The 24,533-nt window shown below is 69.6% G+C and carries 21 protein-coding genes; 6 read left to right on the forward strand and 15 right to left on the reverse strand.

What is annotated here, in order from left to right; all coding sequences use genetic code 11:
• Positions 1-141 precede the first annotated feature (141 nt).
• The 4 genes from ABD948_RS10890 to ABD948_RS10905 form a co-directional block, all read right to left on the reverse strand.
• Positions 142-2,010 (reverse strand): Na+/H+ antiporter, encoded by a 1,869-nt coding sequence (locus ABD948_RS10890; protein ID WP_345265624.1) that lies wholly within the window; start codon positions 2,008-2,010, stop codon positions 142-144.
• Positions 2,011-2,309: 299 nt separating this feature from the next.
• Entirely contained in the window at positions 2,310-3,902 is a 1,593-nt protein-coding gene (gene menD, locus ABD948_RS10895; RefSeq protein WP_345265626.1) for a 2-succinyl-5-enolpyruvyl-6-hydroxy-3-cyclohexene-1-carboxylic-acid synthase, read from the reverse strand.
• The gene (locus tag ABD948_RS10900) at positions 3,899-4,840 is read right to left on the reverse strand and encodes an o-succinylbenzoate synthase (protein ID WP_345266783.1); all 942 of its coding nucleotides are present in this window, start codon (positions 4,838-4,840) and stop codon (positions 3,899-3,901) included. Before ABD948_RS10900 ends, menD begins: the two co-directional genes overlap by 4 nt.
• An 11-nt stretch (positions 4,841-4,851) precedes the next feature.
• A complete protein-coding gene (locus tag ABD948_RS10905; protein WP_345265628.1) occupies positions 4,852-5,853 on the reverse strand; it encodes an AMP-binding protein in 1,002 nt (333 codons plus the stop codon).
• A 45-nt stretch (positions 5,854-5,898) separates the two neighbouring features.
• On the opposite strand from ABD948_RS10905, the gene ABD948_RS10910 reads away from it, so the two are divergent.
• Both ABD948_RS10910 and ABD948_RS10915 read left to right on the forward strand, forming a co-directional pair.
• A complete protein-coding gene (locus ABD948_RS10910; RefSeq protein WP_345265630.1) occupies positions 5,899-6,774 on the forward strand; it encodes a 1,4-dihydroxy-2-naphthoate polyprenyltransferase in 876 nt (291 codons plus the stop codon).
• Between the two features lie 36 nt (positions 6,775-6,810).
• Positions 6,811-6,948 (forward strand): hypothetical protein, encoded by a 138-nt coding sequence (locus ABD948_RS10915; RefSeq protein WP_345265632.1) that lies wholly within the window; start codon positions 6,811-6,813, stop codon positions 6,946-6,948.
• A gap of 31 nt (positions 6,949-6,979) precedes the next feature.
• Here the strand turns inward: ABD948_RS10915 and ABD948_RS10920 are convergent, their stop codons facing one another.
• Entirely contained in the window at positions 6,980-7,240 is a 261-nt protein-coding gene (locus tag ABD948_RS10920) for a DUF4229 domain-containing protein (protein ID WP_345265634.1), read from the reverse strand.
• A 66-nt stretch (positions 7,241-7,306) separates the two neighbouring features.
• Here ABD948_RS10920 and ABD948_RS10925 point away from each other — a divergent pair, with 66 nt between their 5' ends.
• Complete coding sequence (locus ABD948_RS10925) at positions 7,307-7,528, forward strand: hypothetical protein (RefSeq protein WP_345265636.1); 222 nt, start codon at positions 7,307-7,309, stop codon at positions 7,526-7,528.
• Positions 7,529-7,850: 322 nt separating this feature from the next.
• Here the strand turns inward: ABD948_RS10925 and ABD948_RS10930 are convergent, their stop codons facing one another.
• The 3 genes from ABD948_RS10930 to ABD948_RS10940 form a co-directional block, all read right to left on the reverse strand.
• Positions 7,851-9,041 carry an ImmA/IrrE family metallo-endopeptidase gene (locus ABD948_RS10930; RefSeq protein ID WP_345265638.1) on the reverse strand — a complete coding sequence of 397 codons (1,191 nt, stop codon included), beginning with the start codon at positions 9,039-9,041 and terminating at the stop codon, positions 7,851-7,853.
• Positions 9,038-9,895, reverse strand: a complete 858-nt coding sequence (locus tag ABD948_RS10935; RefSeq protein WP_345265640.1) for a hypothetical protein — start codon at positions 9,893-9,895, stop codon at positions 9,038-9,040. The genes ABD948_RS10930 and ABD948_RS10935 overlap by 4 nt, the downstream gene beginning before the upstream one ends.
• Before the next feature lie 295 nt (positions 9,896-10,190).
• Entirely contained in the window at positions 10,191-12,635 is a 2,445-nt protein-coding gene (locus ABD948_RS10940) for a CHAT domain-containing protein (RefSeq protein ID WP_345265642.1), read from the reverse strand.
• Positions 12,636-13,305: 670 nt separating this feature from the next.
• On the opposite strand from ABD948_RS10940, the gene ABD948_RS10945 reads away from it, so the two are divergent.
• Both ABD948_RS10945 and ABD948_RS10950 read left to right on the forward strand, forming a co-directional pair.
• Entirely contained in the window at positions 13,306-14,931 is a 1,626-nt protein-coding gene (locus ABD948_RS10945) for an ATP-dependent nuclease (protein WP_345265645.1), read from the forward strand.
• Positions 14,924-16,015 carry a UvrD-helicase domain-containing protein gene (locus tag ABD948_RS10950; protein ID WP_345265647.1) on the forward strand — a complete coding sequence of 364 codons (1,092 nt, stop codon included), beginning with the start codon at positions 14,924-14,926 and terminating at the stop codon, positions 16,013-16,015. The genes ABD948_RS10945 and ABD948_RS10950 overlap by 8 nt, the downstream gene beginning before the upstream one ends.
• Before the next feature lie 300 nt (positions 16,016-16,315).
• Here the strand turns inward: ABD948_RS10950 and ABD948_RS10955 are convergent, their stop codons facing one another.
• From ABD948_RS10955 to ABD948_RS10965, 3 genes are read right to left on the reverse strand one after another with little or no spacing between them, the layout of a single operon-like run.
• Complete coding sequence (locus tag ABD948_RS10955; RefSeq protein WP_345265649.1) at positions 16,316-17,446, reverse strand: alcohol dehydrogenase catalytic domain-containing protein; 1,131 nt, start codon at positions 17,444-17,446, stop codon at positions 16,316-16,318.
• On the reverse strand, positions 17,443-18,762 hold the full coding sequence (locus tag ABD948_RS10960; protein WP_345265651.1) for an MFS transporter: 1,320 nt from the start codon (positions 18,760-18,762) through the stop codon (positions 17,443-17,445). Before ABD948_RS10960 ends, ABD948_RS10955 begins: the two co-directional genes overlap by 4 nt.
• Positions 18,763-18,773: 11 nt before the next feature.
• Positions 18,774-19,307 (reverse strand): 2,4'-dihydroxyacetophenone dioxygenase family protein, encoded by a 534-nt coding sequence (locus tag ABD948_RS10965; RefSeq protein ID WP_345265653.1) that lies wholly within the window; start codon positions 19,305-19,307, stop codon positions 18,774-18,776.
• Positions 19,308-19,523: 216 nt separating this feature from the next.
• Here ABD948_RS10965 and ABD948_RS10970 point away from each other — a divergent pair, with 216 nt between their 5' ends.
• Positions 19,524-20,465 (forward strand): helix-turn-helix transcriptional regulator, encoded by a 942-nt coding sequence (locus ABD948_RS10970; protein ID WP_345265655.1) that lies wholly within the window; start codon positions 19,524-19,526, stop codon positions 20,463-20,465.
• 9 nt (positions 20,466-20,474) lie between these two features.
• On the opposite strand, the gene ccsB is transcribed toward ABD948_RS10970, so the two are convergent.
• The 4 genes from ccsB to ABD948_RS10990 are packed head-to-tail and all read right to left on the reverse strand — an operon-like array spanning position 20,475 to position 24,509.
• Entirely contained in the window at positions 20,475-21,539 is a 1,065-nt protein-coding gene (gene ccsB, locus ABD948_RS10975) for a c-type cytochrome biogenesis protein CcsB (protein ID WP_345265657.1), read from the reverse strand.
• Positions 21,536-23,206, reverse strand: coding sequence for a cytochrome c biogenesis protein ResB (gene resB, locus ABD948_RS10980; RefSeq protein ID WP_345265659.1), 1,671 nt, complete (start codon positions 23,204-23,206; stop codon positions 21,536-21,538). The genes ccsB and resB overlap by 4 nt, the downstream gene beginning before the upstream one ends.
• A gap of 15 nt (positions 23,207-23,221) precedes the next feature.
• Positions 23,222-23,983: a cytochrome c biogenesis CcdA family protein gene (locus ABD948_RS10985; protein WP_345265661.1), complete on the reverse strand. Its 762-nt coding sequence runs from the start codon at positions 23,981-23,983 to the stop codon at positions 23,222-23,224.
• Entirely contained in the window at positions 23,976-24,509 is a 534-nt protein-coding gene (locus ABD948_RS10990) for a TlpA family protein disulfide reductase (RefSeq protein WP_345265663.1), read from the reverse strand. Before ABD948_RS10990 ends, ABD948_RS10985 begins: the two co-directional genes overlap by 8 nt.
• Positions 24,510-24,533 lie beyond the last annotated feature (24 nt).

Genomic DNA, 24,533 nt, shown 5'->3' on the forward strand with positions numbered 1-24,533 from the left:
TGCAACTTCCGCCCCACGAGTCACTCGAGTGCTGACCCGGAGGGGTGATCGCGGAACCGGGGGGCCAGTATTCCGGCCCTCCTGTTCCGTGATCCCACGTGGACGTGGGATCACCCCCGGAGCCGCCGCCAGCCCCGGAAGTCAGGCCGAGACGTGGTGCACGTAGCACCACCGCCAGTCCTCACCGGGCTCGGCGGACTGAATCACCGGGTGGGCCGTGGCGTGGAAGTGCTCGGTGGCGTGGCGGCCGGGCGAGGAGTCGCAGCACCCCAGGTGCCCGCAGGTGAGGCAGCGGCGCAGCGCCACCCAGCGGGTGCCGTCCTCGAGGCAGCGCGGGCACTCCCCCGCCCAGTCCTCGCCGTTCGGCTCCTCGGCGGGGCGCTCGACCAGGTCGTGGCACTGCTTGCGCGGGCCGGTGCGGGCGGCGAACCGTTGCACCTCCTCGCGCTGGTCGGTGGCGACGTCGAGCATGGACTCCTCGACGTCGAGCTGCGCCAGCACCTCGGCCACGACCTCCGAGGGCACCTGCCCGGTGGAGCGGATCTCCAGCACCCGACGGCGCTCGGCGTCGATCATCTCCTGGCGGATGCGGGTGTACAGCTCGCTGGGCGGCTCCTCGTCGACCGTGGTGCCCAACCGCTCCCATGCCGCGAAGGTGCGTTGCTCGACGCGCTGCCGCACGAGCGGGACGACGCCGTGCGGGTCCTCGTACTCCAGCTCCTCGAGCCGCTCGACGCCGGCCTTGGCTGCCTGCTGCAGCAGGGTGGCGCGGGCGAGCGCGTCCTCCATGGGGTCGGGGCCGGGCACCTGCAGCGTGCGCGCGATCCACGGCAGCGAGAGTCCCTGCAGCAGGAGCGTGCCGAGCACCACGGTGAAGGCGATCAGCAGGAGCACCTCGCGGTGCTCGGTGTCCTCGGGGATCACGAACGCCGCCGCCAGCGTGACGACGCCGCGCATGCCGGCCCAGCCGAGCAGGAAGGTGTTGGCGGGCGGCACGACCCGCTGCCCGCTCGCCGGGTCGGGTCGCATGAGCAGCGCCCGCGAGGTGAACACCCACACCAGCCGCAGCACCACGACCGCCACCAGCGTGGCCGTACAGACGAGCACCACCCTCCCGACTGAGATCCCGCTGCCGCCGACGTCCTCGAGCAGCCAGCGGGTCTGCAGGCCGATCAGCAGGAACACCGCGTTCTCGAGCACGAAGGCGATGGCGCGCCAGTTCATCCGCTCGGCGATCCGCGAGGCGGCGTCCTGCAGCACCGGCGCCTTGTGGCCCAGCAGCAACCCCGCCACCACCACCGAGATGACGCCCGAGGCGTGCAGCTCCTCGGCCGCCAGGTAGGCGGCGAAGGGGACGACGAACGAGAGGGCGGTGTCCATCAGCGGGTCGGTGACGCGACGGCGCACCCGCGCCACGATCACGAACGTGAGCACGCCGACGGCGAGCCCGCCGCCTGCCGCGACCGCGAAGTCGAGCCCCACCTCGACCGCGGTCACCCCCACCCCGCCCGCGGCGATGGCGGTGCGCAGCGCCACCAGCGCGGTGGCGTCGTTGAGCAGCGACTCGCCCTCCAGGATCGTGACAACGCGGCGCGGCAGGCCGATCCGGCGGGCCACCGCGGTGGCGGCGACGGCGTCGGGCGGAGCGACGACGGCGCCGATCGCCAGCGCGGCCGGCCAGCCCACACCCGGCAGCAGGGCGTGCACGACGACGCCGACGCCGAGCGTCGTGAACACCACGAGCCCCACCGAGAGCAGCAGGATGACGCGGCGGTTGGCGTTGAAGTCCACCAGCGAGGTGCGGATCGCGGTGGCGTAGAGCAGTGGCGGCAGCAGCCCGATGAGCACCACCTCGGGCTCGAGGTGGATCTCAGGCACGCCGGGCACGAACGAGGCCGCCGCCCCGGCGACGACGAGCACCAGGGGCGCCGGGATGTCGAGCCGCTCGGCCAGCCCGGTGACCACCAGGACGCTGACCGCCAGCACGACCAGCAGCAGCGCGATCTCCACGCTCGCATTGTGCGCCTGCGCCCCGGCGCTGCCTGGCGCGGTCCACGCGCTGGTTGAGCCGGGCGAGCGCCAGCCCCACAATCGCTGGTTGAGCCGGGCGAGCGCCAGCGAGCCCGTGTCGAAACCCGGCGCGACGAACGCCCTCCCTCACCCCCGACAGTCACCGGAGGGCGCTCGGCCGACAGGGGTTTCGACACGCTCGTCGCTAGCGCTCCTCACGGCTCAACCACCGGAAAGTCGGGCCGCCGCCAGCGCTGCTCACGGCTCAACCAACGGAGAGCCGGGACGGCGCTACTCGATCACCGGGATGACCCCAGCGCACGGATCCGCTCGTCCAGCCCACGCCGGTCGGCGCGGGAGACCACGGCCTCGACCACCTCGATGCCGCCGTTGGGCGAGGCGAGGGCCTGCTCCAGCTCGGGCAGGCTGGTCACGCGCAGGTGGGGGGTGCGGGTGGCGGCGCAGAGGCTGGCGAGGTCGACGCCGTGCGGGGTGCCGAAGAGCGCCTCGAAGCGGTCGGCGTGGGCGGGGGCGCCCTGCTCGAGGGTGGCGAAGATCGAGCCGCCGTCGTCGTTGACCACCACGATCGTCAGGTCGGGGCGCGGCTGCCCGGGGCCGAGCACCAGCCCGTTGGCGTCGTGCAGGAACGTGACGTCGCCCAGCAGCGCCAGGGTGCGCGCCGACCAGGGGCGGGCCAGGGCGGCGCCGATCGCGGTCGAGACGGTGCCGTCGATGCCGGCCAGGCCGCGGTTGGCCACCACCTTGCGCCGCTCGCCCACGGTGGTGGGGCGCGCCATCAGGTCGAGGTCGCGCACCGGGTTGGAGGCGCCGACGACGAGCAGACCCTCGGCGGGCAGCGCGCGGTGCACGGCACCGGCCACCTCCAGCGGGGTCAGGCCGGGCTCGCCGGCGAGCAGCCGGTCCAGCTCGCGGCCCACGACACGGTCGGCCGAGCGCCAGGCCTCGAACCACGCGGGGTCGTCGGGAGACTCCAAGCCGCCACCCGGCCCGACGACGGCGTACGGCCGCTCCTGCCACACCCCACCTCGCCCGGGCAGCCACGGCAGCTCGTAGACCTCGACGTCGGCGCGGGCCAGGAGCCGCTGCACGGGTCGGGAGAGCGTCGGGCGACCGGCCACCACCACCCGCTCCACCTTCGCGGCCAGCGGGCCCTCCAGCAGCAGCCGGTAGCAGCGCAGCGCGTTCTCGCCGGTGCGGGCGCCGCTGCTCGGCTCGGCCAGCAGCGGCCACCCCGAGCGCTGGGCCACCTGGCGGGCGGGCGGGCCGGCGTCGTCACCCGCGACGACGACGGTGCGCGCACCGGGCGGCAGCGTGGGCAGCGGCTCGTCGAGCCGCAGACCGCTCCCCCGCTCGGCGCGGGGCGGGGCGGCGGGCGGCACGTAGCGGTCGCCGTCGGGCGGGAGCAGCGGGTCGTCGAGCTGCACGTTGAGGTGGGTGGGTCCGTGCGGCGCGAGCGCGAGGTCGTCGTCGGGCAGGTCGAGCGTGACGACGAGCCGGCCGAAGACGCCCACCTGGTCGGTCGTCTGGTTGGCGTCGGTGCCCCGCAGCCGAGCCGGCCGGTCGGCCGTGACGACGACCAGGCCCGCGCCCGTGTGCGCCGCCTCCAGCACGGCCGGGTGCAGGTTGGCGACGGCGGTGCCCGAGGTGCACACCACCGCGGCGCGTGCGCCCTGCCGGGTGAGGCCGAGCGCCAGGAAGCCGGCCGAGCGCTCGTCGATGCGGGTGTGCAGCCGGACGGCGCCGGCCTCGGCGGCGTCGAAGGCGGCGAAGGAGAGCGGCGCGTTGCGCGAGCCGGGCGCGACGACGACCTCGCGCACCCCCGCGGCCACCAGCGCGTCGAGCACGCGGCGGGCCAGCTCGGTGGCGCTCACCTGGCCTCCACCTCCCGCACCTGGGCCAGCCGTGCCTCCCAGTGCGCCACCCGCTCGGGAGCCGCGGCGAGCCGCGACAGCGCGGCCAGGTCGACGACGGGCGCGCCCACCGGCAGCACGCCGTCGACCGGCAGCAGCGGCGAGACCGCGACGTCGTCGGTGAGCAGCTGCACGGTGGCCAGGCCGCAGGCGTGGGGCAGCTCGGGCAGGGCCGCGGCCAGCGCGACGCCGGCGGCGATGCCCACCGAGGTCTCGAGCGCGGAGGAGACCACCACCGGCAGGCCGATCTGCTCGGCGATGCGCAGGCAGGCGCGCACGCCGCCGAGGGGCTGCACCTTCAGCACGGCGATATCGGCGGCCTCGAGGTCGCGCACGCGGTAGGGGTCCTCGGCGCGACGGATGGACTCGTCGGCGGCCACGGGCACCGCGATCCGTCGTCGCACCGCGGCGAGCTCCTCGACGCTCGCGCAGGGCTGCTCCACGTACTCCAGCCCGCCGGCCGCCTGGTCCAGCACAGCGACGGCGCGCACGGCGTCGTCCACCGACCAGCCGCCGTTGGCGTCCACCCGCACCAGGCCGGCTGGGCCGAGGGCGTCGCGCACGGCCTCGAGCCGCGCCTCGTCGTCGGCGAGCACCTGGCCGGGCTCGGCCACCTTGACCTTGGCCGTGGTGCAGCCGCCGGCGCGCACGATGGCGTGCGCACGCTCGGGGTCGCAGGCCGGCACGGTCACGTTGACCGGCACGTGGGTGCGCACGGGGTCGGGCCAGTCGCCGGCGGCGGCCTCGCGGGCGCAGGCCAGCCAGGGGGCGGCCACCTCGGCGTCGTACTCCAGGAAGGGGCTCCACTCGCCCCATCCGGCGGGCCCCTCGAGCAGGGCGACCTCGCGGTGCTCGAGGCCGCGGAAGCGAGTGCGCATGGGGATGCTGAGCACCCGCAGCGGCCCGGCGCTCACTCGCGCTCCCGGGCGGCGGCGCCGGCGAGGCGGGTCAGCGCCAGCCGGTCGGGCTTGCCGTTGGTGAGCAGTGGGACGGCGCCTACGCGCACCACCTGGCGCGGGGCCCAGGCGCGCGGGTGCTCGGCGGCCACCCAGTCGCGCAGCTCGCCCTCGGCCACCTCGCCCACCACGAAGGCGACGAGCCGGTTGCCCCACTCCTCGTCGGGGACGCCCACCACCTCGACCTCCTCGACGGCGGGGTGCGCCCGCAGGCGGGCGGCCACCGCGGGGCCGGGCACGTTGACGCCGCCGCTCACCACGACGTCGTCGAGCCGGCCCAGCACCTGCAGCCGGCCCTCGTCGTCGAGCCGGCCGGCGTCGCTGGTGCGGAACCAGCCGTCCACGAGCGTCTCGGCGGTCAGCTGCGGGTCGCTCTCGTAGCCCTCGAAGAGCGTGGGGCCGCCCAGCAGCACGCGGCCGTCGTCGATGCGCACGCGGACGCCCTCGAGCGGCAGGCCGTCGTAGACGCAGCCGCCGGCGGTCTCGGCGGCGCCGTAGGTGGCCACGACGGTGACGCCGGCCCCGGCGGCGCGGCGGCGCAGGTCGGGGTCGACGGGGCCGCCGCCGAGCAGCACGGTGTGCGCGCGGCGCAGAGCCGCGACCTCAGCGGGGTCGGCGAGCATCCGGTGCAGCTGGGTGGGCACCAGGCTGGTGAACCAGCCCTCGTCGTCGGGCCACGGCTCGGCCTCGCCGACGGGCTCGTGACCGGCCAGCAGCGAGCGGACGACGACCTGCAGCCCGGCCACGTAGGTGCGCGGCAGGCGCAGCACCCAGCGGCCCGCGCCGCCCAGGCGCTGCTCGGTGGCGCGCGCCGAGGCGAGCACGGCGCGGCGGCTCAGCACGACCCGCTTGGGGCGACCCGTGGAGCCCGAGGTCTCCACCACTAGGGGCGCCGGCTCCTGCTCCGCGGCGAGCCAGGCGCGCAGGTCGGCGCTCGGGTCCCCGGACGTGGTCACCCTCGCGAGGCTAGCCCTCCGCGGGTGGTGCTTGAATCAGCGGTCGTGGCAACTCCTGCGCAGTGGCTGGCCGGCGCCCGGCCCCGCACCCTTCCCGCCGCCCTGGCCCCCGTGCTGGCCGGCACGGCCGTGGCCGAGTACGAGAGCGGGGCGGTGTGGTCGAAGGCGCTGCTGGCGCTCGTCGTCAGCCTGGCGCTGCAGGTGGCGGTCAACTACGCCAACGACTACTCCGACGGCATCCGCGGCACCGACGCCGACCGCGTGGGCCCCATGCGGCTGGTGGGCTCGGGGGCCGCGACGCCGAAGGCGGTCAAGGCCGCGGCCTTCGCGGCGTTCGGCGTGGCCGGCGTCGCGGGGCTGGTGCTGGCGGCGACCACCGCCTGGTGGCTGGTGCTGGTGGGCCTGGTGAGCGTGGTGGCCGCGTGGTTCTACACCGGCGGCGAGAAGCCCTACGGCTACCTGGGCCTGGGTGAGGTGATGGTGTTCGTCTTCTTCGGGCTCGTGGCCGTGCTGGGCACCTACTACGTGCAGGTCGAGCAGTTCTCCTGGGCGGCGCTCTACGCGGCCGTCGGCATCGGTGCGCTGGCCTGCGCGATCCTGGTAGCCAACAACCTGCGCGACATCCCGACCGACAAGGTCGCGGGCAAGCACACCCTCGCCGTGCGGCTGGGCCCCGACCGCACCCGCGGCCTCTACGCGCTGCTGGTGGGCGCGGCGGCCGCGGCCGTCGTCGCCGTCGCGGTGGCGACGACGTGGTGGGCGCTCCTGGGCCTGGGCTTCCTGGCGGTGGCGGGCCCGGCGGTGCGCACGGTGCTGGGCGGGGCCGTGGGCCCGGCGCTGATCCCGGTGCTGCAGCGCACCGGCCTGGCCGAGCTGGTGTGGTCGGTGCTGGTCGCGGTGCCGCTCATCGCGCTCGGCTGAGGCCCGCGTTCGCGGCCGCTGGGTAGATTCGAGGGCATGGGAACCCTCTTCTTCATCCTCGTGATCCTGGCCGTCGGCGCGGTGGCGTGGAAGATGCGCGTTCCGCTGATGGCGAAGGTGCTCGGCCAGTCCGAGAGCCGCGTGCGCCGTCAGATCGAGCGCAAGCGCCGCTGACCTCCGGCGGGCTGCCCCGCCGCCGTGCGGGTCAGTCCGCGTCTTCCTTGGTGCGCAGCTCCTCGAACTTGGCCTGCACCCGCTGGGCCGGCCCCTTCTCGACCTTGCGCGCCAAGCGCTCGCGGGTGTTGGCGAGCAGGAAGTAGGAGCCGACGCCGCTGATCAGGAAGCTGACGATGATGACGCCGCCCAGCGGCACCTCACCGAAGCGCGTCCAGACGGCGAACACGATGGCGGCGGTGGCCAGGAACAGCGCGCCGCGCAGTGCCGTGTAGATCCAGAACTCCTTCACATACCTCAGGTTACCGGCCCCCTGGGATGCCCCGCAGGGTCACCACCTCCCGTCTACTCTGGAGGTGTGCTGAGGTTCCTGCTGGTGGTGATCGTGTTCGCGGTGGCGATCTACCTCGTGGTGCGCCTGATGCAGGAACGCGGTGTCGCCCCCCGCTCCCAGCGCCCCGTCAAGCGGCGTCCTCAGCCCAAGCCGAAGCCCAAGATCGTCGCGCCTGACGACGACGAGGACTTCCTGCGGGACCTGGACCGGCGGCGGTTGAATCCTGAGGACGGCGAGTCCGCCTGACGTAGGGCGGACCTCAACACTGCCGCGCGCTGGTGAGCGAGTGGCCCGCACTCGCCCCGCCGGTTGTCGAGCGTGTTCCGACTGCTTGGGCCATCTGCCTCATTCCGTCCACAATGACGCATCTGATCTGACGGGATGGCGGCCTGCCCTCATCAGCATCATCGAGGCCGCAGCGCTCCTCGGCTTCTCACCGGGAACGTCCGCGTACAGCGCCCGATGCAGACATGTCACCCCCACGGCCAGCGCCACTGACGATCGGTCCACTCGGAAGCAACAAGAGCACATTCAACCTCGGAGCGCGTCATTCGAGCGTCGCTGCGTGTCAGAGCAGCGAAACCACATTGCGGGCCGCTGCTGCGGGAAGCCCGTCCCCAACATTGCCCTGAGAGCTCGCTCTACGGCTGCGACTGGGCGGATTCGTCGCTGGGCTTGGTGTGCGAGCGGTGATTGTCTCGAACAGCGATGTCGGGACTCGACACTGGTTGCGGATCTCCTCGACGGCCACGCCGGCGTCGGCAAGGACGTCGAGTGTGGCGGGAAATAGCGATGGCTGCTCGATGCTGGTGACGAGGCCGGGTTCAGCTCGCCGCCAACCGCGCTGAGTCATCGTTATCATCGCGTTTCGGTATGAGGTCGCAGGTAGCGTCTCGAGAACCTTGGCGCGGTACAGCAGGGACGCCATCGAGACTTTCCACTCCTCCTTGAGCTGCCCAAGACGCGCCCAAGTGGACTTGTTCAGTGCGGTCGGCAGGAGGGGCGTGATCTCGTCGTTCGGGAGGAGGAACTCGGCAGCGAATCGGTGCGCCTGGTCCTCGACGACCTTCGATCCGGGATCGGAGTCGGCGTGCATGACGAGGTGGCCGAGCTCGTGGGCAACGTCGAATCGCTGACGGTAAAAGTCGCGTTTGATCGGGTTCAGGATTACGACTGGACGGACAGTCGAGTCAAACGAGAACGCGTCCAGGCTCGCCGAGGACGGCGGGCTGAAAACGACAAGAATGCCGTGGTTCTCAGCCAGCCGCACAAGGTGCGGTGCGGGGCCGGTGTCCATTTTCCACGCATGGCGCAGTGCGCGGGCGGCTTCGTCGGCCGCTTCGAGGGGGTCGTCGAGCCCGACTGGGTGGCGCGGGATGTCCACCTCAGGTAATTCGACGTGCACTTCGAGTGCTGCGGCGACCTCAACAGCAATTTGGCCGTAGGAGTGCGCTTGGTCGCGCATGATCTGGCTGGTCGAGCGCAGGGACCGGAAGTGCGGCGTGGTTGTTCCGGATGTTTGGCCGGCCGGGCGCGCGACGAAGAAGCCGGGGTCAATTCCGAGTCCGAGCGACAGGTTCGCGACGTTGCCTGGGCTGGGGTTGGACTTGCCAGACTCCCATGCTGCGACGGCGGTCGCGCTGACTTCAACAACGCCAGCGAGATCGCTCTTTCGGAGGCCTGCGAGTTGTCGAGCCAGAGTGAGTCGGGCGCCATCGAACAGTGCAGCTGCGTCTCTGGCGGAGTACTGCCCGCTCACAGCCGGTTGGCCCCACCTGACGTAACGGCCCCTCCCGAGGGTGTGCCATCGGCGGCTCGGGGATCCTTTGTGTCTGCAGGTCGGCGAAGACGGACTGGCGCGTCCGGCGCCTGGGTCGGGTCGGGGGTGGTGGCTGGTGGGGTGAGGCCACCGGCAGTGGGCGGGTGTGTGGTGAGTAGGTTCTCGGTCCACGCCCACGGCTCGCGCGCCTGGAGCTGCGGGCGACCAAGGACCAGGCGTCTCCGTCCCCCGCCGATGAGGTCGTGGCCATGCCCGATCAGGTACGTGGGGATATCAAGGGGTTTGGCAGCCTCGATCGCGTCGAGCAGTGCCTTCGCTCCCGTGTCTCCCGCGGCGGCTAGGCGGTGTAGGAGCGTGTTGGTGCCGTCACCGTCGCGGTCGGGGTCTGGCTGTGACGCGACGAGCTGCTTCGTGGCTGAGCGCCGCTGCCAGGTGATGTCGTCAATGTCGTCGTGCGGGATCGAGGCGATCAGCAAACGCATCCTCTTGTACTTCCAACCAGGGCTGCCGTTCAGGTCGGCTTCCTCAACCAGGCCGGGCGCGATGAGGGGGAACGTGGCGCGCTCGCTCTCCGGAATGGCCTCAAAGAGGATGTCCAGGTTCTCTCTCGGGTCGGTGCCGACCGGGGTGATATAGGGGCCGAGCGAGAAGACTCGGTTGAGGCGGTCGCGTAGGAGGGTGTGACGACTGAACCCGCACCAGCCCTCGTCGTACCCCTTGCCGGGGCGGAAATCATCTGCGACGCCGGCGGCGGCGGACTGATAGGCCCATCGTATGGCGTCGAGGATCCGTCCTCGTCGCAGCGCCTTAACAACCGCCTCCTGCTCGCTCATCACAACGGCGACAGTACACGTAGATTCAGTATCAGTTGCATCAGAATGAACCTGACGGCGTGTCGTGAGGTGGCCAGATCAAGTTTGAACTTGGGTTCGCGTCTCTACTTGGACTCGGCCGTGGGCGAGATAGTTGCCGTCGACTAGCAGACACCGCTAGATAACACCTATTGCGACTTGGGACTCTCCGCTGCGATCCGGCAGCACAGACCTGGCGTGGCGCATGTGTCGGGTCGGTCCACCACTCTGGAAGCGAGCCCGCGCCGTGCGAACTTTTGCGAAGCAGTGTCGCCGATCAGAGCGGTGTAGCCACGTGCCAATGGGCTCCGCTCATCTTGAACGTCATCCAGTCGTTGACCTCGATCGGGGTAAGTGGGGCTGTGTCCCATCCGAGTGAAGTGCGATCCAGTACCTGCGTCGCGGTGCTCGGCAGACGTCGGCGATCAGGGTTCCGCGCTGCGATGCAGGCGTGGGTGTAGGCGTCCCACAACGCGGTGCCCTGGACGAGCGCGTGATGGAGTGCAGTGCTAAAGATGACAGCGATGCGGTCGCTGACCGGCCGAGTGGTGGCGATGCAAACGGTGGCGCCGACGGTGATGAAGCAGGAGTCGAGCGGAGTCTGCTCGAGAAGTTGCGTCGGCTCGTATCTGCTGTGCCCGGTGCCGCACGCTGCGAGAACGACGAGTTTGGTGCCGGCGATGTTCAGGCCGGCTAGCACGTCGGCACCCGTCAGCGTCCCACCCTGGAGTTGGATGCCGGTGCTGGCTTCGCTCGAACCAGTCGTGGCGTGCCCAGCGAGGTGAATGAGCGGATATCGCCCCGAGGCCGGCAAGGCGTTGTCGGCGGCGGAGCTGTACAGGTCAGCGACGATCGCGATCTCGGCGGCAACTCCAGGCAGGTGGTCTTTGCCAGTGCCTGCCCAGCCGTTGATGTGCGGCGGTCGCGGCCCAGGCGCGGTCGTCGGATTCGTGGGTTGGAGCAACGCTAGGGATGGCGCATAGGAGACTTCGTCGAATCCCAATGTGAGGAGTGCTACGTGAACGGGCGTGCGCGTGAACCGCTCCGATGGGCAGACAACAAGACGGGTAATCCCGAGGTCGAGTAGGTGTTTCAGTGGACGGAGCGCTGCAGCAAGAGATGCGACCTCGTCGCGTTCGCTCTCAGCGTTCTCGGCCGCGTCGGCGGACGGGGGCTTCGAGGCGGGCGAGCCCCAGATGCCGCACGGGAATCCTTTGAATTGAGGTGTCTGGTTCTCGTCGAGCCAGCTCACGACGGGGTACAGCACCGCGTCGGTATCGCACTCGAGATGAACGAACGCCCGTCGATCTCCCAGAACGGCGAGCGTGACTTGGTCGATCACTGGCAGGTGCAGACCAGTGCCGGCGACCGCCTCACGAAGCGCAAGCCTCGTCTCTTCCAGTTCGGCACTGCTCGACCAGTCGAGGCCGAGGTACTTGCCCTCGAGCGCGGCGTAGCGCTCTAACGCCTCAAGGTAGCGCCGGATAACCCCACGAACCCTGCGGGGGACTCGCCCTTCCGATGCGGCACGGACGAAGCGGGCGACGTCATGTCGTCGCATCTCCGCAGCGCCGGCGCGGAGCGCGGCCTCCTCGTCTGCCTCGAGCGCCTCGGCGAAAAAGTCGATGACGCCATCCGGTCGGGCGTGCCGTTTGGCGAAGGCTGCCGCGGCTTCGGCGACTCCTTCGGGAACCTTGATGCTGAACGAAGCGACGTGCTGTAGGTGAAATCGGTGGTCGAGAAAGAGCACGTCCACAAGAATTGACCTCATCGTGGCGATGATGGCGAGGCGGAGCAGACTGGTCGCTTCGATTCCGTGTCCGAACCCGATCCTGAGATTCGATGGTCTGCCATCGGGGCCAGGTGGGTGCAGGTTCAGGTCGAACCGATCGGGTTGTTCCTCGAAGCTGAACGCGCCCGCGTACTTCAGACGCTTAAGGGCGTTGACATCGTCAAGCGATTCGGCCGTGATGAACCATCCGGGGACGGCACCAGAGGTCTGGTGCATGTTGCGGGCACCTCGGTTCAGAATCCATTCGCGTTGAAACTCGGTGATGCCGTCGGGGCAAGACCCGGACCATCCGCCGCGGCCGGCGAGCGGGACGTCGATCCGTGCGCCGCACTTGCTAAGGACCTCGTCGGCCGCGAGGTCACCGGGGACATCATCTTCGCTGTGTAAGAGTTCTAGTGGCGTGAACGCCGTCAACGCAGCAGTGATATCGGCGTCAACGTGCTGGCGCACGATCGCGAGATGGTTGTCTCCGAAGCTGAGGACGCCGGCCGGGGTGGACTCGTACAAGTCGTCGTCGTGCGCGCATGCGGGGGGCGGCGTGAGCGGGTCCCGGTGCAGGTGCGGCATGCGGGCGGCCGGACCGTGGGCGATCTCATCGAGTACGGCTGCGTTGACGCGTTGTGAGGTCTGGCCGTACTGGCGGAGGCTTATCCAGGTAATGTCGCTGAGCCAGGCAGTGCGCGGTTCGACGCGGCCGGTTCGCCAGCGCGTGACCTCCTTGCGGACCTCATCGACCGATTGGCCATTGATCGCGAGCTCTTCGTCGCGTAGGCCGTGGCGGTGCCCGACGCCGGTGGTCATCCGCAGTAGCGCTTGAAGGAGTGGGTCATCGACAATCCGACCGACGATCGCGTTCGAAACGGCGGTGAACCAGTTGTCTCTGCGTCGGGTGCATTCGTCGCAGAGCCCGGCAGTCATCTTTTTTGCCACGCTCACAGGGTGCACGGTCGGGCGGTGCTCTCGTTGTATTACCTCCTGACGTGTGGTGCGCGGGCGGGTGCGCTCGTTCAGGACCAGCTGTGCTGAAACTGCCTAAACTTTCGCTCGTGGCGGATCTGACCACGCGCAGTGCCTGCACGGAGCGTGCTACCTCTACCACCACCACAGGGGACTCCCCCCAAGGCCCAGCCCATCACTGCGACTACGTGCGTCGCTCTGCCCTCGGATCTCGGGCACGCCCGCGCACGGACGCAGTTGGACGGCCATGTATATCAATCGCTGCGGCACCCGAAGAGAACTCGAGAGGTTCGCGACTGCGCAAATTGGAGGCGAAGTGTGGGAGTACCCAGCGTACTTGGGCTAAGGGGAATGACGTTGGGCAAAGTAGACCTGCACACGGTTACCTCGAGGGCATGAGCCGGTGATGCGTCGTTCCGCTGCGTTCCGTGCCGGTCGACGCGGCCAGCCGATTCCGCCGCCTGCCGGACGCATGAAACCGATGACCGGTGCTTGCAGATGCTTGTCGGCAGGACTAGGACTAGGACTAGGACTAGGACTAGGACGCCCGCGTCCAGATTCGCGACTTTCCTTGCGAGGCTGGATACGCTACATGCCACGCAACCTAGGCTGTCAGCACCTCGGGCGCGAAGGAGTCGACATCATGATCGAGCGGATCATCATTGAGAACTACCGCAAGTTTCGCCGTCTGGAGATAGAGCCAAACTCTGGGATGAATATCTTGGTCGGCGATAACGAGACGGGGAAGTCAACCGTGCTCGAGGCGATCAACCTGGCTCTGACCGGCAGGATTAATGGTAGGTGGGCGGGGGATGAGAAGAACCCCTTCTGGTTCCACCAACCCGCTGTCGCGGAATTCTTTGAGAAGTTCGGGACGAAGCACCAGGTGGGTCCGCCAGCCATCCAGATCGAGCTGTACTTCACCGCCGATACAGACGACCCGGACATGCATCGGCTTCGGGGAGTCATCAACTCCCGCAGCGAAGCCGGCACAAAGACAGACTGCCCAGGTGTTCGCCTCCGTATCCAACCCTCTGACGACTTCAAGTCCGAGTTCGCCGAGTACATGAAGGATGGTCCGGCGGGCATCCTGCCGACCGAGTACTACGAGTGCTTGTGGACGAACTTTGATGGGCATTCACTGTCACGACGACCCAAGGCCCTGGGGTCTGCCTTCATCGACTCCAAAACCCTGCGATCGTCCACCGGCATCGACTACCACACCCGCCAGATCCTCGACGCGTTCCTTGACGATAAGGAACGCGTGAAGGTAGCCATAGAGCATCGAAAGAGTCGTCACTCGCTGACGCTCGGTGTTCTTGCTGACGTCAGCAAGAAGATGGGCGATGACGGCGTCGATCTGCACGACGACGCGCTGAGTCTGGCCATGGATCAGTCGTCTCGAGCGGCGTGGGAATCCGACGTCGTGCCCCAGGTCTCCGATATCCCCTTTGGCATGAGCGGACAAGGACAGCAGGCGGCAGTCAAGGTCGCGCTGGCGATGCACCGCAGCTCCGAGCGGGCGCGTTACGTCCTGATCGAAGAACCCGAAACACATCAGTCGCACACTTCCCTCAAAAGGTTGCTGGTGCGTATCGATGCCCTCGCAGGGAGCGAGCAGCAGGTATTCGTCTCGACGCACAGCTCGTACGTGCTGAACCGGCTCGGATTAGACAGCCTGCTCTTGCTCGGTTCGAGCGGTGCAGTTCAGTTGACCGACCTCACACCAGACACCGTCAAGTACTTTCAGCACCTGTCGGGCTACGACACGCTGCGTCTCGTGCTCGGCCGTCGGCTGGTTCTCGTCGAGGGTCCATCCGACGAGATGGTCTTCAAGCGGTGCTTCAAAGACGAGACTGGCGCAGACACTGACGACGCGGGGATCGACGTCGTCTCGATGAGCGGCATCACCTTCAAGCGCGCGCTTGAGCTTTGCGCGCTGCTCGACCGAGAGGTCGTGGCGCTCCAGGACAACGACGGCTCTGACGTAGCGGACATCGTCGGGGACCCGGAACTCGCGAAGCACCTATCGGAAACCCGACACATGTATGTCGGCGACAAGAGCCATGGACACACTCTGGAGCCGCAACTCATCGACGCCAACGGTGTTGATCGCATGCGGGAAGTCCTAAAGCTTCGTACTCAAGACGACCCGACGACGTGGATGCCGAACCACAAGACGGAGGCCGCCCTCCGAATTTTGGCGTCAGACGAGACGATCCACTTTCCGGACTACATCGTCCAGGCGGTTCACATCCTCAATGAATGAGCTGACGATCGCCGTCGCCGGCGCACGCAAGACCCAAGGCATTGTGGAAGCATGTCGCGACGCAGACGATCAGCGTCGCATCCTCGTGATCGCCTACACCCAGGCCAGCCAAGCTGAGCTCGAGAGCCGCATCGCTGATGTCCTTCCCCTTAGCCCGCAGGTCGAGGTCCTCGGCTGGTACGCCTTCCTACTGCGCCACTTCGTCAGCCCGTACCTTCCGCTGCTCTTTCCGGGTCACAGCCTCCGCGGCTTCAACTACGAGGGCGAACCGCATCGCGCTGCGAGAGATGTGGACGCGGCACGTTTCCTGGATCCGGAGGAACGGGCCTATCAGTGCAATCTCGCCAGCCTGGCTCACAAGGTTCACGAGGCGAGCGATGGGTCGGTGCTGGATCGGCTGGAGCACATTTACACCGATATCTACATCGACGAGGCGCAGGATATCGGCGGCTGGGCGCTCGAGATCCTCAAGGTTCTGTTCGCTTCCAAGCTCGACGTGCACCTCGTCGGAGACATGCGGCAAGCGCTGCTTTCTACCAACCCGCGCGACAACAAGAACAGCCCCTACCGCTTCGAGAAGGTTCTGACTTGGTACCGGGAGCGTGAGGCGCAGGGCCAACTGAAGATCACCCAGAAGGCGACGACCCATCGTTCGAGCCAGGTGATAGCTGACCTGTCAGATCGCCTGTTTGACCCGTCGCTCAAGTACGCCGCGACCATCTCGGCAAGTACTGAAACCCACTTCCATCACGGGCTCTATCGTGTCAGCCCCCAGAATGTCGCGGCGTACGTCGAGGCACACGCGCCTCTGTCGATCCACTATCGGGCGGGCCTTGGAGACGAGTTCGGCATTACGTTCACAACGTTTGGCGTGGCAAAGGGGCGCACAGTAGATCACGTTCTTCTGCTGCCAACCGAGAAGTTTCGCCAGTTCTTGAAGGACGGCACACCGTTGGTTGGTAAGACGGCGTGCGCCTTCTACATCGGAGTAACGCGAGCAAAACACAGCGTCGCCGTAATTCTCGATCCGAGCCTTGTGGCGGACGAGTTCACGCCATGGAAAGCGCCGACCGATCCTGCCTGATGGAGGGGGCCGGGTTCAAGGTGGTCCGCTGGGGCAGGGGGTTGTTGAGAAGTGAGTCTTTCCGCCGCGAACGACGATGCGTGACCGCCAACGCTGAGCGCGTCATCTGCACCTCGGGCACCCCCACCGAAAAGTTGAGCGGCCTGCGCCAGAAGTCTGAGGTCAGTTTGCCTGCGCCCCATCGAAGGTGAAGTACCGGCAGCACTTGCTCGACGACCAGCAGGCCAGCCCAGCCGCCAGGAGCGCCGACAGCCCACCGACGCACCCGATGGGCGCACCGGTGGGCAGGGTGAGCAGACGCTAGGAGACCGCGCTGGGCACGGGCTGCGCCACGAGCGCCGCTCGGTCATCGTCCTGGGCACCGGCGCAGCGCACGAGCGTCTTGAGCCCCTGACGGCGCCCCTGGGCCAGGTCCCGCAGCATCTGCGGAGCCTGGGCCAGCTCCACCTGGTCGCCGGTGAACGCCGAGAGGTTCAGGGCGCCCGAGGCGACGAGGTCGATGAGCTCGCGGTGGCAGGCGTTGTAGCCCACGCTCGCACGGATGGTGACCTCGGCGTTGACGGTCGCGAACCCGTCGATGCGCAGCTCGTCGGCGAGCCCGAGGAGCAGGAGAGTGCCTCCGGCCCTGACAGAACCCAGCGCGGTGTCGAACGTCGCCTGGTGGCCCACGACCTCGAAGGCCACGTCCGCACCACCCGCGGAAAGCGCACGGATGTTCTCCGTGGTGTCCGCGGGCGACACCCCTCCAGGGTCGATCACGCGGGCCGCGCCCAGCCTGCTCGCCAGGTGGCGACGCTGAGCGGCCGGCTCCACGCCGATCACCTCGGTGACGCCTCGCAGGCGCAGCAGGGCGCACACGAGCAGTCCGACGGGTCCGAGCCCGACCACCACCGCGCTCTCCCCCGGCCCGATGCCGGACCGGCGCACGGCGTGCAGCGCCACGGCCGCAGGCTCGAGCAGCGCAGCCTCGGCCAGGTCGACCTCGTCCGGGAGCAGGTGCAGCATGTAGGCGGGCAGGGTGGCCAGGTCCGCCATCCCGCCGTCGCCCATCAGTCCGGCGAACCCGAACTGGTCGCACACGTGGTAGCGACCGCTGCGGCACGCGCGACAGATCCCGCACCGGTAGTTGGGCTCCACCGCCACCCGGTCGCCGGCCGCGAGGCCGGTCACCCCCGGGCCGGTCGACTCGACAACCGCCGAGAACTCGTGACCCAGGACGAGCGGCGCCTCCGCTCCCGAGAGGCCGTGGGGCCGACCCACAGGGATGGCGTGAGGCCCGTCCAGCACCTCGTGCAGGTCGCTCCCGCAGACCCCGACGAAGGCCGGACGCACCCGCACCTCGCCGAGACCCGGCGGCGGCGCCTCCACCTCGTCGAGCCGCACGTCGCCCGGGCCGTGCCAGCGCACCGCCCGCGTCGTCGCGGCCCTCACGCGACCCCCACGCGGCTGGGGGCGGTCTCACGCAGCCCGAAGGAGAGCACCACCACCACGACGGCCGCGCCCGAGGAGATGAACATGCTCACCTGCAGCCCGAACGAGTCCGACAGCACTCCTGCCAGCCACGGCGCGATGAACCCGCCCATGATCTCTCCGACGCCCATGATGAGGCCGAGGCAGGTCGCCACCAGGTGCCGCGGGACCGTCTCGGCGGGGATCGTGGCCATCATCAGGGTGAAGCACCCGAGGCCCGTGTAGGTGACCGCCAGCGTGAGGAACAGCAACCCGGGCGAGTCGATGGAGACCACGGCGAGCGGGGCGACGACGGCCAGGACGCTGAAGCCGATCATCGCCGGCCGACGACCGATGCGGTCCGAGATGCCCGGCACCAGCGCACCCCAGACCACCCACGCGACGCCGATCCCGGCCAGGGCGGAGGACAGCTGCCCACCGGTGAAGCCCTTGACCTCGCTCAGGTAGAGGGGCGCGAAGGTCTGCGTGGTCGTGAACCAGGTGAGGTAGAAGACCGAGATGGCCAGGCACAGCGCCACGTTGCGGGTCCGGACGGCGTCGCGCAGCGTCATGGCAGCGCGCTCCGGGCTCTCGACGGGCACCTGGTCGGCCCGGTCCTGCGCGATCGTGGCGGGGTGCTGCAGGCGCAGGTCCTTGACCAGCAGCAGGACCAGCCCGGCCAGCAACAGCCCCGGCACCACCGTCGCCAGGAAGGCGACCCGCCATCCGTAGGCCTCGGCGAGGGCCACCGTGACGATCGGTCCGAGGACTCCCCCGAGCAGACCGGCGGAGGAACCCTGGACGAGGCCCATGTTCAGGCCTCGGCGCTTCGGGCTCGAGGAGTAGATCATCATCGGCTGCGCGAGCGGCAGCACCGCACCCTCCGCGCCGCCCATGACGGCACGCAGCAGCAGCAGGCTCCCAAGGCCGCCTACGAGGCCGGACAGCGCCGAGAACGCGGTGAACAGCACGATCGCGGCCACGAGGAACGGCTTGCGCCGGTCCACCCGGTCCGACAGGTAGCCCATGGTCAGCCCCGACAGGGCCCAGGCGAGGGCCGGGATGCCGCCGAGCAGGCCGATGTCGGAGTTGCTCAAGCCCAGCTCGTCCTTGAAGAACGGACTCAGGAAGTTGAGGGCGAGCCGGTCGAAGAAGACGAAGCCGAAGGTCGCGAAGAGGACCGCGAGGACGATGTTCTCGTAGGCACCCCCGCGCGGCGGAGGCCGGTACCCGTCGTCCGACGACGACGTGGCGACGTACGCCCGGGGTCCACCCAGGTCTGGGGAGTCGATGGTCATGGTCGCCCCACCTAGCGGATCAGGGTGTCGACGTACGCGGCGCCGATACCCGACTCCTCGTAGTGGTTGCGGCACAGCTCGAGGTAGTCGTGGACGTCGAAGTAGCCCTGACCGTTGCCGTCCTCGTCGAGCCAGACGAGCGGGCCGGTGACGACGAAGAACGCCCGCATGTCGTCCTCGTGCTCGTAGGAGACGAGTGTGTGGCCCTCACCGGGGGTCTCGTAGACGAAGGAGCCCGCCGTCGCGGTCCAGGGCTGCTCGAGGTAGCCCCACTTCCCGGAGATGGTGTACGCGAACACCTCGTGCGGGTGGTAGTGGCGGTTGACCAGGCCGGGGGCCTTCGCCCACAGGATGTCCGCCCAGCGGTTGTCGCGCGGCGAGATCCACAGCGGGCGGGAGAACACGGTCTCCGACAGCGGTGCGTAGTAGCGCTCGTCGTCGACGGGCGCGAACTGGTGGAACACCTCGGGCTGCGCGTCGGGCTTGAGGGCGTTGACGATCGGCTTGAGGTGCGACCAGAACTCGCTGGTGGGCTCTTCAGGCATTGGGGATCTCCCGGTGGTGTGGGTGGCGCGACGTGCGCCGTGCAGCAACGAGTGAACGGCGTCACACGACCGCTCGTCTTTCCACCGACGGACACGACCCCGACCACTTTCGGACCTCGCAGATCCGCTGATTGACACCTCCACGACCCCGCGAAGACACTGACCCTCGGGGTGACGCCGGTCACCCGAGGGAGCCCGGAGGGGAGGGGAACCCCGGTGACGGGACTGACCAGCTCTGCGTCGACCCGGGACGTCCCCACGACGGACCGGACGGCCTTCTGGGAGGAGTACAACGAGCACCGTCTGGTGTCGCTGCGCTGCATGACGGTGCACGACGACGGCCTCGACGCCCGCGAGGTGAACGTGGACCTCGGCGAGGTCTGCCTGGCCGACATCGCGGGCAACCCGCACGTCATCGAGCGCGGCCGGGAGCACGTGGATCGCACCCCCAAGCCCTCGGTCTTCCTCACGCACCTGGTGAGCGGCTCGGCCTTCTTCATCCACGCCGAGGGCTGCCTGCGACTCCAGGCCGGCGACACGGTCGTCTACGACGCCTCGCGGCCCTACCTGTTCGGCTTCGAGACCGAGATGCACCAGGTGCTGCTCGACCTGCCGCACGCCGTCCTGCCCCGCCTGGGCGTGGCGACCGAGTCGCTGCGGCGGGGTGCCGCCATCTCGATCGGGGGCAGGAGGAGCCAGGTGCTGCTCGGTCTGATGCAGGCCGGGATCAGCCCGGCTTCCGGCAACACCTCGACCTCGGCACCGGCAGTCGACGTCCAGGCACTCGTGGACGCCGCTGTCGCGGCGGTCGCGCCCGAGGACGCCTCAGCGGCGGCGCTCGTCGACGCGGCAGCGCGCGAGATCAGGGCCGGGCTCGGCGACCCCGCCCTCACACCGGAGGCCGTCGCACGGGCCGTCGGGGTCTCCTCCCGTCACCTCAACCGCTTGCTCGGTCGGCTCGACGGACGCACCCTCGGCGAGCTCATCGCCGCCGAGCGCCTCGACGCGGCCCGTCGCGACCTCCAGGACCCGGCGCTGCTGCAGCTTCGGGTCGCCGACGTCGCCGCCCGCTGGGGGTTCTCGTCGCAGGCGCACTTCACCCGGGCGTTCCGCCGCAGCTTCGGCGTCACCCCGAGCCAGGTCCGCGACGCCCCCTGAGGGTCGGGTTCAGGTCGCGGCGGGCGTCACCAGCGGTGCCACCGGCTCCACCTGCACCACCTCGACCCCACCCGCGTACGAGTGCTGGCTGGAGGTCGAGAAGTAGTTGATCCCGATGAAGTTGAACCACAGTGTCAGCAGACCCACGATCGCCAGCAGCGCGGCGTTGCGTCCCTTCCACCCGGCGGTCGCGCGGGCGTGCAGGTAGGCGGCGTAGACGACCCAGGTGATGAACGCCCACACCTCCTTGGGGTCCCAGTTCCAGTAGGAGCTCCAGGCCTCCTTGGCCCAGATGGGGCCGGTGATGAGCACCGCGAAGGTCCACACCGGGAACGCGAAGGCGTGGATGCGGTAGGAGACCCGGTCGAGGGTGGCGAGCGAGGGGACGCGCGCCATCGCGCCCGTGGTGCGCTCGCCGGTGCGCGCCTTGACCAGGTACATGATCGAGAGCAGGCCGGCCAGGCTGAAGGCGCCCGTGGCGATGATGGCCGAGACCACGTGGATCACCAGCCAGTAGGAGTCCAGCGCCTCGGGCAGCGGGGCCACCTCGTCGTGCAGGATCAGCATCGCTGCCATCAGCACCGGCAGCACGAACCCGACGACAAGCGGGCCCACCCAATCCAGCTTGTAGCGGCGAAGCAGCACGAGGTACATCAGCGTGAGCACGAGCGTGCCGCTGATCGTGAACTCGTACATGTTGCCCCACGGCACCCGGTTGGGGTCCGCGGCCAGGCCGCGGGCGGTGACGCCCACGAAGTGCACCAGCGCGGCGAAGATGGTGAAGATCAGGCCGAGGCGGCCCAGGAACTCCACGCGGGCGCCGGGGCCCTCGACGTCAGCGCCGGACGAGCCGGACGGCGTGCCGCCGCCGGTCGCCACCGCGACGCCGCCGCGCGCCTCCGAGGCGTCCGCAGAAGCGGCACCAGCAGAGGTGTCGGCGACGACGGCCTCATCGACGTCGACCTTGCGCAGCGAGGCCCACTCGATCAGGTAGGTGATCAGCGCCAGGAAGTACACGACCCCGGCAGCCACCATGGCTCGGTCGCTCAACAGGCCCCAGTCGGCGTCGGTCACCGGTCCTCCTCGGCAGATCTCACGGCTTTCACGGTGGCGGGCGGAGCGCCCAGGTCGGTGAGCAGCTTGCGCAGCACCTCGGCGACGTCGCCGGCGCTGGAACGGTCCAGCGCAGCCACCTCCACCATGGTGCCACCAGACCCCGCAGGGCCCTCCCCGGCGGCCTCCCCGGGGGCCGCGGAGCGTGCCCGCACCCACACCCGGCGCGGGCGGATGAAGAGCGAGCCGAGCAGCCCGATCAGCGCCAGCACCACGCCGCCCAGGGCGATGAACTGCCCCGGCGTCTTGCTGATCTGGATGCGCACCCAGGGCTGCAGGCTCTCGAAGGTCACCGTGCCCAGCCCGTCGGGCAGCGCCACGCTCTCGCCGAGCGAGAGGTCCAGGCGCAGCGGCTGGCCGTCGGGCTTGAGCACCTGCTGCGCGTTGGACTTGTCGAGCACGTAGATCGACTGGCCGCCGCCCGCGTCCATGCCCAGGTCGCCGGCGTAGACGAGCAGCGAGAGGAGCGGGTTGTTGTCCTGCCCCATCAGGTTCTGCGGATCGCCGTTCTCGTCGAGGATGAACGTCGGGTAGAAGAAGCCCTCCAGCCCCACGCCCGCGGGCTGCGCGTCGGGCGCCTTGACGACGCCGAAGGAGAAGAAGTCCGGGCCCTCGGGCAGGAAGATCGCGGGGCCGGTGGCGGCCACCTCGCCCTCGCCGTCGCGGATCGTGACGACGGGCGCGTAGCCGTGGCCCACCAGGAACAGCTCGGTCTCGTCGACCTTGAGCGGGTGGTTCACGCGCAGGTCGTAGGTCTGCTCCTCGCCGTCGATGCCCTCGTTGTAGGTCAGGCCGGCGCGGAAGCCGCGCGCCTGCCCGGCGCGGTTGCCCGAGGTGAGCCAGGTGACGTCGAAGTCGTCGACCTGGAAGGAGAAGTCGTCGAGGTCCTCGAGCGTGAAGGCCTTGCCGGGCACGAAGTCGTCGTACTGGCTGGGGTTGTTGGCGAAGCCGCCACCCACCGGGATGATCACCGCGCCCTTGTAGCCGAACAGGCCACCCAGGCCGAAGCCCACCATCACGATCAGCACCGAGAGGTGGAAGACCAGGTTGCCCACCTCGCGCAGGTAGCCGCGCTCGCCGCCGACGAAGTCGTCCCCGCCGTCGGCGCTGGCCGCCCGCACCCGGTAGCCGCGCTTGCGCAGCAGCTTGCGGGCCTCAGCGAGCACCTCGTCGGGCGACTGCTCGGTGCGGTAGGCGGCGTGGTCGGGCAGCCGGGTCAGGTTGCGCGGCGCCGCCGGCGGCTGGGCGCGGATGCCGCGCAGGTAGTGCAGCGTGCGCGGCAGGATGCAGCCCACCAGCGAGATCACCAGCAGCAGGTAGATCGCCGAGAACCACACCGAGTCGTAGACGGCGAACAGGTCGAGCCGCTCGTAGATCGGGGTCAGTCGCGGGTGCTGCTCCTTCCACTGCGAGGCACCCAGCGAGTCGACGCGCTCCTGCGGGATGATCGACCCCGGGATCGCGGCCAGCGCCAGCAGGAGCAGCAGCACCAGCGCGGTGCGCATGGAGGTCAGCTGCCGCCAGGCGAAGCGCAGCAGCTCGCGAGCGTTGAGCTCGCCGGAGCGGCGCTCGGGGCGCGGCTCGGGAGCCGGGGCGCCGGCGGGGCGGTCGGTGTCGGTCGTCGTCATCGCGGGCTCGTCATCTCACAGGCTCGTCTCGAAGCTGCCGACGAAGCGGTACTGCACCCAGCCCACGGCCTGGTCCCAGTAGCCGGTCACGAGCAGCAGACCCACCAGCACGAGCATGCCGCCGCCCAGGCGCATCACCAGCTGCTGGTGGCGCCGCACGAACGCCAGCGCGCCCAGCGCGCGGTGGTAGAAGAGTCCGGCCAGCACGAACGGCAGCCCCAGCCCGAAGGCGTAGAACGCCGAGAGCACCGCGCTGCGCCCCACGTTGGCCTCGGTGATCGAGAGCGTGCTGATGGCGGCGAGCGTGGGGCCGATGCACGGCGTCCACCCGAGCCCGAACAGGAACCCCAGCAGCGGCGCCGCGCCCAGCCCGACGGCGGGCACCTTGTGCACGCGCCACTCGCGGTTGAAGAACGGCAGGACGCCGGCGAAGGCGAGGCCCAGCACGATCGTGAGCAGCCCCAGCACCACCGTGATGGTGCGGCGCCACTCGATCAGCCACGCCCCGAACGCCCCCGAGAGCGCGCCCAGCGCCACGAAGACCACCGAGAAGCCGAGCACGAACAGCAGCGAGCCCAGCAGCATCCGGCCGCGGTGCGAGGCGGCCTGGCCCTCGGCCAGGTCGGCGCCCGAGAGGCCGGTGGCGTAGGAGAGGTAGCCGGGCAGCAGCGGGATGACGCACGGGGAGAAGAACGAGACGAGCCCCGCGATCAGCGCCACCGGCACCGCCAGCGCCAGGGAGCCGGAGAAGACCTGCTCCTGGAACCACTCAGCCACCGTCGGCCACCTCCTCGACAAGGTCGACGAGGGTGAGGGTGGAGGGCAGCGAGCCGATGATCGAGGCGGCCACGCGGCCCTCGCCGTCGAGCACCACGAACGCGGGGATCGTGTATGGCGTCAGGGTGCCCTGGAAGGCCAGCAGCGCGCGTCCGTCGTTGGCGTCGATCGAGGGGTAGGGCACCTGCTTGTCGCGCACGTAGGCCTGGGCGTTGGCCACCGAGGGCTCGCGCAGGTTGATGCCGACGAACGCCGCGCTGTCGCCCAGCTGCTCCGCGGCCTCGTTGACCTCGGGCTGCTCGGCGCGGCACGGCACGCACCACGAGCCCCACACCACCAGGACGACGGGCTTGCCGCGGTAGTCGGCCAGGTCGAGGGTCTCGCCGTCGATGGTCTCGAAACTGCGGTCGACCGCGGCGTCGCGCTCCCCCGGCTCCTGCACGGTGACGACGCCCTGGCCGGTCACGTAGCCGGCGTCGTCGGAGCCCTCGAGGTCGCTGCAGCCGCTCAGGGCGAGCGCGACCACCAGGCCCGTCGCGAGCGCGGCGAG

The organism is Nocardioides nanhaiensis (assembly GCF_039542785.1).
Classification (GTDB): domain Bacteria; phylum Actinomycetota; class Actinomycetes; order Propionibacteriales; family Nocardioidaceae; genus Nocardioides; species Nocardioides nanhaiensis.